The organism is Pseudovibrio sp. Ad26 (genome assembly GCF_001623285.1).
GTDB classification, from domain to species: Bacteria; Pseudomonadota; Alphaproteobacteria; order Rhizobiales; family Stappiaceae; genus Pseudovibrio; species Pseudovibrio ascidiaceicola.
Window position 1 is genome coordinate 1 of the sequence record NZ_LMCE01000104.1, and the last position, 7210, is coordinate 7210.

Annotated in this window: 5 protein-coding genes and 1 pseudogene; 4 read left to right on the top strand and 2 right to left on the bottom strand. The window is 42.2% G+C overall.

Going from position 1 to position 7210, the window contains the following annotated elements:
* The first annotated feature begins 185 nt into the window (after positions 1 to 185).
* Together PsAD26_RS22920 and PsAD26_RS22925 are read left to right on the top strand one after the other, a co-directional pair.
* A complete protein-coding gene (locus PsAD26_RS22920; RefSeq protein ID WP_193758339.1) occupies positions 186 to 827 on the top strand; it encodes an FkbM family methyltransferase in 642 nt (213 codons plus the stop codon).
* On the top strand, positions 824 to 2005 hold the full coding sequence (locus tag PsAD26_RS22925; protein WP_063312276.1) for a hypothetical protein: 1182 nt from the start codon (positions 824 to 826) through the stop codon (positions 2003 to 2005). Before PsAD26_RS22920 ends, PsAD26_RS22925 begins: the two co-directional genes overlap by 4 nt.
* A gap of 192 nt (positions 2006 to 2197) precedes the next feature.
* On the opposite strand, the pseudogene PsAD26_RS29490 reads toward PsAD26_RS22925, so the two are convergent.
* Together PsAD26_RS29490 and PsAD26_RS22935 are read right to left on the bottom strand one after the other, a co-directional pair.
* A pseudogene (locus PsAD26_RS29490) lies at positions 2198 to 2341 on the bottom strand (transposase); the annotation flags it as partial.
* Between the two features lie 199 nt (positions 2342 to 2540).
* Positions 2541 to 3308, bottom strand: coding sequence for an NTP transferase domain-containing protein (locus PsAD26_RS22935; RefSeq protein WP_084403795.1), 768 nt, complete (start codon positions 3306 to 3308; stop codon positions 2541 to 2543).
* Between the two features lie 73 nt (positions 3309 to 3381).
* Here PsAD26_RS22935 and leuS point away from each other — a divergent pair, with 73 nt between their 5' ends.
* Positions 3382 to 6141, top strand: a complete 2760-nt coding sequence (leuS, locus tag PsAD26_RS22940) for a leucine--tRNA ligase (protein ID WP_084403796.1) — start codon at positions 3382 to 3384, stop codon at positions 6139 to 6141.
* A 7-nt stretch (positions 6142 to 6148) separates the two neighbouring features.
* Complete coding sequence (locus PsAD26_RS22945; protein WP_084403797.1) at positions 6149 to 6838, top strand: PIG-L family deacetylase; 690 nt, start codon at positions 6149 to 6151, stop codon at positions 6836 to 6838.
* The last annotated feature ends 372 nt before the right edge of the window (positions 6839 to 7210 follow it).

Below are 7210 nucleotides of genomic sequence, written 5' to 3' on the forward strand. Positions count from 1 at the left end.
TCAACAAAATGGTTTAAGTAATGTTTTGGCCTGAATTAGTACGAGCGTTTCGTTTGCGTCGGATCCTGTTAAAGAGCAATTTTAGTTTAGCTCGATTGATTTTCCATCCAATGTCGAAGCATTCGTTTCCTTTAAGGTTGAAATCTGGATTGCAGATTTCAATTAGGGGATCGTTGCAGGTACGAGTGTCAGATTTAGCTATTCTGGAAGAAGTATACTCAGAAGATCACTATGATATAAATAAATTTATACAGCCGGGATTTAAGGTGTTAGAAATCGGCGCACATATTGGTATTTTCTCTCTACTTGCTGCCAATCGAGTGGGTCGAGATGGTTTTGTACTGTCTATAGAAGCATCTCCACAGAATTTCGAATTATTAGATAAAAATCGACGGGCTAATCCTCATGTCCCATTGAAAATTATGAATATTGCGGCAGCAGATAAAGTCGGCGAAGTCAGTGTATACCATTCTAACTGGAACACAGGTGGTCATAGAACTGGTAAAGCTCAGGGGTTTAAGAACTTAGTCCTCAGCAATGGCCTTTCTCAGCTATTAGATCGAATGCCTGCGGGGGAAGTTGATGTTCTAAAGATTGATTGCGAAGGCTGTGAGTTTTCCGTTATTGAAGGAGCTGATACTGAGATCCTTAGGCGTATCCGGCTAATGATTATTGAGTTTCATTGTTTTGATGGTGAAAATTGTGACCGAATAGATTCTGCACAGATAAGATTACAAAACGCTGGTTTTCATTGTGACGTAATTAGTGATGTTTTTTACCCCAAGGAAGGCTATTTCCAAACGGTAATTGCTCGCCGCCGCCGATGACAGAGTTAACTATAACTATTCAAGTCTACGAAGATGCTGCTCATTTAGAGCGTTTACTGCACTCGATTGAAGATTCACCGTTACTTCGCAATTGCCAAGTATTAATTGTAAATAACTCATACAATCAGCAACCCCGCAAAGAGGTAAACTATATAGCTGAAAGCAGTAATTTGATCTCTATAAAATGCTTTGATGCTAGTAGTTGGGCGCATGTTCGTGACCTTGTTTCTTCTCGAATTAGTAAACCTGCGGAATACTGGATCTCAAAGCTATGTCTAGGTAATCCTGGTTGGAGTGCGCATCATGGGCGCATGATTGGAATGCTTCTTACCCGCATCTTCTTTCCCGAGGCATTGCGCACTTTACATTTGGATGCAGATATAGTCATCCCATATGATCTTAATTTAAAACTTGACGAGTTGCCGCCATTTACCTGCTTTGGTTTATCTGGCTGCCCAGACCTCTCTCGATTAGAGTGGATTGAGTTCGCCGCTCTGAGCGGTTTGCCTCCGACTAAGTTTAATGCAACTCGTTATGTAGAGAAACTTAGATGCTCACTTAAAGATACTGAAATTGATGCTATCTTTGATCATTACACTGATCTTTGTGGTTGCCTCGAGGATAATAATTTGCCTCATATCAAGTTGCCAACTAGAGAGGAATTTCATGGCGCTACATATCTTCTAGATCCGAAATTATTCGTAACAGCCCCATATGGAGAGTGGTATGATAACGATTGGACGTTCTTTATAATGAATGACAGAACTTGTCCAAGTCGTTCTTTTCTACAGGAGTCTTTATTACATCTTTCTCGACGAAAAAAAATATTATTGACCGATGAGTTGCAACTAGAGGAAGTCGGAAAATTACTTCACTTTGCAGCTCTAGATACTGGAAGTAATACTGAAAGATTACGTCGAGCTACAATACATAGGCAATCAGAGCTTGAGCGAGTGCGGTTAGCTCTGATTGAAGCAGAAGGCGAGCTTAGCCAGCGCTTTGGAGAAAGCAAATCAAGCAACTTACTTAATGCCGTAATCAATCTCGAGGCAGCTATTGGGCAACTTGAAACTGAGAGTTTGCTTATGCAGCTTGATCGATTTAGTTTGGCATGTGTTCATTGGCCTGAAGTACTATCTGCAGCAGATGAGATTTCTATTACAAAACACGATGATTAGCAGATGTTGGCGCTATCAACTTAACCTAAAGTTGGTCGCGCCTCAGTAGTCCCGCTTTTGTGAGCGCTCCTTCCAAAAAATCATTCTCCAAAGCCAGCTCCCAATTTTGGCGTGCAGCCGTTTGATGTCTACTTCATACTCCTGCTTAGCCTGCTTATCAGCCCCAAACACATCAGGCATCGTCGCAAGGGCCTGTTTTTTCCATTGTTTGATCTGGTTCGCGTGCACATCAAAGTCCTGAGCCAATTCGCTCAAGGTCTTCTCTCCGCGAATAGCAGCAAGCGCGACTTTCGCTTTAAAGGCCGGACTATGGTTTCGACGAGGACGTCTGGTCATGGTGGTCTCCTGTTCTTGGCATCATGCCAGTTTCAGAAGCAAAATCCACTTAGACAACCTGTCCGAATTTCCCGAGCCAGCTCTCCTTTACATTGAGAGCTTTTACAATTCAACTAGGCGACACTTCGCGTTAGGCTACAAATCACCAATCGCCTTCGAGAGACAGCAAAAACATTATGACAGAAGCTCTCCACTTTCCTTAGGCCACTCCAGTCATTGCTTGATCATTACGATTTAACTGCTGCAACTCTTGCTGAACTAACGGTGTAGAAGATTGCTGCCAAGTTTTTTCTGTGAATATGAGATCGTCAATTGTGTCGACCGCTGCCCATTGTTTCGGCAAAACCCGCGATACATAAAGCTCTTGATGCAGTATTAGACGATGCCAGATACTCAAAAAATCAGTTGCACCAGCCGCTAATCTTGCGACGCTTGCGGGCCTCAGAATTTGCATTCCAGAAGCTAGAAGAGGCTGGTTCAAATGAGGACCAATGTCATTGATATATTGCTTGTCACACTCGATGCGATCACCAGCCCCAAATTCAGGTTTCACAGGTATAATCATACACGCTGGCGAACCCGCAGAACGATAGTCTCTGTGAAGTTTAACAAAATCAATATCATATAGATTGTCACATGTCGAAACGAGTATAGGTTCGTCGACATATGATAACAGTGTATTGGCAATCCACCATCCATTAGGGTTCCCAGATGTTTCAAAAACACCTGCCGCACCCAAAGAGATAACATGCTTCGCCAACCTATCTCCCATATATCCTACCGTTACAAAAATGTTACAAGCCCAAGGGCGAAGCATACGAACCCCCTGGCTAATGAGAGTACTTCCATTAAATGGTGCTAAAGGTTTCGGAACTACCCCAGTTAATGGTCGCATTCTAGTGCCATTTCCTGCAGCTAGTATTAATGCATGAGGGAAAAGCTTGCTTACTTCAGTATCATGTTCCATCTTTAAAAGTGACCGCTTTTTTAAATAATGAAAATTAACTATAGAAACATGACACAACTAAAAGATTAGTACAATGTTGAAACACAATCATAGCAGTAAATCCTCTAAAGTTAGAAAATATGACATTGAGCATATTCGAGATATAGAAGCGAAATGGCGCAAGATATGGAGCGATAAAAAAACTTACCGAACCCCGGACCCGAGTAGTAAAGATAAAACTTTTTATTGTTTGGATATGTTTCCGTACCCATCCGGAGATGGCCTTCATGTAGGGCATCCAGTTGGTTTCATTACGTCAGATATCATCGCTCGCTTTAAAAGGATGAAAGGTTTCAACGTATTGCATCCAATGGGCTGGGATGCATTTGGTCTTCCCGCTGAACGACACGCGATGAAAACCGGCATGCATCCAGCGGAAACTGTTGCCAAAAATAGCGAAAACTATCGTAGACAAATGGACTTAATTGGGCTTTCCTTCGATTGGGATAGGGCATTTTCGACGACGGATCCCGACTATTACAAGTTCACTCAAGAAATGTTTATCGACCTGTACGAAGCATGGTTCAACCCTGATACACAAAAAACGGAGCACATCAGCACTCTTCTAATACCAGATGAAGTTCAGGTAAAAGGCCCCAAAGCAGTACAAAATTACCAAAACAGTTACCGCTTGGCTTACTACGATGACGCGATGGTTAACTATTGCCCTGAACTTGGCACTGTGGTTGCCAACGAAGAAGTTATGCATGACGGCCGCACGGAACAGGGTTACGAAGTGGTTCGTAAAATGCAGCGACAAGTCATGATGCGAATTAATAGTTTCGCCGAGCGATTAATTTCTGGATTAGAAGACCTTGATTGGCCTGAGCCAATCAAGGAAATGCAACGGAACTGGATCGGGCGTAGCTCAGGTTACAAAATAGCCTTTTTAACAGAGACAGGCGAGAAAATATCTGTATACACAACACGTGCAGATACGTTACCTGGCACCACTTTTTTAGCGCTTGCTCCAGAACATAAGCTTGTCGATAAGATAACAACTATCGAACACCGTGAAGCAGTCAACAATTACGTACGATCTTCACTACAAAAAAGTGAACTATCACGTAAGCAGTCAAGCAAAAAAACCGGCATAAGAACTGGTGCAAGTGCGATAAACCCACTTACTGGAAAAAGGATTCCTATCTTTGTATCAAATTATGTTCTCATGGAAAGTGGAACTGGAGCTGTGATGGGGGTGCCTGCTCATGACACCCGAGATTTTGACTTTGCGAGAACCGTAGATATACCGATTGCACCTGTAATAGCTCCTGAAGGAGACAGTTACAAAAGCGTTGCTGATGGTGACCAAGTTTGGACCGGATCAGGCAAAGCACTTGAGTTCGATCTCGACTGCTACAAAAAACTCGGACTTACTGGCCTGCCTTCGGACGAGTTTAGTCAAAAACTATGCAGCTATCTTTGCCAAAATGGTATTGCTGAATCCAGTACTCAATACCGTATTCGTGATTGGATTTTTTCTCGCCAAAGATACTGGGGTGAACCTATCCCATTAATTCATTGGGATGATGGAAGTATAGAGCCAGTTTCAAAAACTGATCTCCCCTTAGAATTGCCGTTGTTAGAAAATTATCAGCCACAATCAGATGGAGAACCTCCACTTGCTAGAGCTACTCAATGGGTAAATGTAGATGATCCAGTAATGGCGCTACAAGGTAAGAGAGAAACATTGACAATGCCTCAATGGGCAGGCTCCTGTTGGTATCCATTGGGTTTTATGGATCCAGGAAATGAGGATCTAGCTGTTGACCCTGCATTAGAAAAACGTTGGGGAGCTGTCGATCTTTACATCGGAGGAGCAGAGCATGCTACTCTACATCTTTTGTACTCCAGATTTTGGTATATGGCACTATCTGACTTAGGTAAGATTAAAACCAAAGAACCTTTCAAAAGACTTGTTAATCAAGGCTTACTTTTGTCTTTTACTTTTCGAAATACTCGAGGAGTACTGATACCAACAGATGAGGTCGAGACGAGAGACGATGGGAAATTCTATATTAAATCAAACTCTCCCCATTATGACCTACAGCAGGCTGATGCACCTCTTGAGCGCGTAAAGGCAAAAATGTCTAAGTCTTTACGCAATATAGTAACACCCGATCAGGTAGTTGAGAAGTATGGAGCTGATGCCTATCGTATTTGCTTGATGTTTATGGGGCCGGTTGAACAAGTTCGGGAGTGGGAGAGTAGCAAAACTGCGGCTGCACAAAAATTTCTTCGGCGTTTCTTGCGCTTCATCACGCATGATTCCAGCATGGGTATTCGTCAAACAGTGGTGAAAAAGGAGGAAAGTATCAACGTTCAACGTACGGTCGAAGAGGCAGTGTCTACTATCGAAGAAGGCATCGAAACTCTCAGACTAAATACCGCAATCGCAACGATGATGAAATGCCTTAATGATATCAGCTCACAACCAGTTTCAAGAGAAACTTTAGAGAAGTTGATCTTGTGCTTTTCTCCGTTTGCTCCATTTATGTGCGAAGAGTTGTGGCAGCGCTGTGGTAACGATGGTTCAGTTGCATTATCAAGATGGCCACAGATTGACCTCTCCCAATATGAAGGGCCGCAAACAGTATCTATGATTGTAACCCTAAATGGAAAAAAGCGCGCAGAAGTTGAAGTTCCGACAATATGCGATGATTCCAAACTTTCGTCCATTGCGAAAGAAACGTTATCTGGCCAAGTAAATATTGGATCTGGAGAATTGCGTACTATAATAGTGCGTGATAAAGTAAATAATAATCCAAAATTGGTAAACGTAACAATTAAGTAATTTAACAATGCGATCTAGTAAAGTAGTCATAATTTCTCCTCATCTTGATGATGCTGTATTTTCAGCTGGCGGCGCTTTACTAGATCGCAGGTTCAGTGATGTTACAGTTGTCTCAGTGTTTACTAAATCACGATACCGCATCAATGGATGCGGTAACTGGAGGAACGTTACCCACGAACGACTTATAGAAGACGTGAGAGCGTTATCCTTGTTGGGGGTGAAATCGTTCCATCTAGGGCTTGAGGATGCTAGCTTGCGTCAAGGATACACCAACGAAGCTGCATATCTTTCGACCAAACTAGTTCCAAATAATGATCCGATTTGGGATCAGGCTGTCATGAGTATTTCAAATATTATTCATACTTTTGAAAATATTAGAGTTATTTTGCCACTTGGCATAGGTGGTCATATAGACCATTTAATTGCAAGAGATGCAGCCCTCTTAGCAATAAAACACCAAAAATTTATTTGGTTTTATAAAGATGCAACTTATGATAGAACAGAGGAGCAAATACAGAGAATTGTAAAGTCAATGAATATATCTCGCGAATGTATTTTCACGCCATCATCGCTTGATAAGAAAGAAGAAATTGTAAATATTTACACCTCGCAAGTAAATAAGAAAGTTCTCGATTCCATCCGGGGAGATTTACACCGTTACCATGGTGAGCGTTTTTGGATTCGAAACGTGAGCTAAACCATTTCGATTTTTGCTTAAGGCGGATCCAAGGCATTATCAAGTTAATTCTTAGATCTGCCTTGCCAAGCAAGCGAAGAGCATGATCTCATCTAAGAGTACTTCAAAATTTGTAAGACAATCAAGCCACAAGCTTACCGGCTGCCGCGCTCTGTTCCTTCAAAGCCTTTCGAAGAAGGTGATATTATGCAGTTTTGCTCACCATCGACTTGATCATTGCGGCCGCTCATTAGTGCTGGCGCATTACTCAATGCCGGTTCTGTCGCAAAGTTTAATCGGTTTTCTGCTCCCGTATTTTCGGGTACAATCAGCTTGCTCTGAATTCATGGCTTGAGGCTTGTTGCATTGATCAGTTTTAAAGGCGTCCAATAC

Excerpts from the sequence above, each read along its gene's own strand:
- PsAD26_RS22925 (WP_063312276.1), top strand. The coding sequence starts at position 824 with ATGACAGAGTTAACTATAACTATTCAAGTCTACGAAGATGCTGCTCAT.
- leuS (WP_084403796.1), top strand. The coding sequence starts at position 3,382 with ATGTTGAAACACAATCATAGCAGTAAATCCTCTAAAGTTAGAAAATAT.
- PsAD26_RS22945 (WP_084403797.1), top strand. The coding sequence starts at position 6,149 with ATGCGATCTAGTAAAGTAGTCATAATTTCTCCTCATCTTGATGATGCT.
- PsAD26_RS22935 (WP_084403795.1), bottom strand. The coding sequence starts at position 3,308 with ATGGAACATGATACTGAAGTAAGCAAGCTTTTCCCTCATGCATTAATA.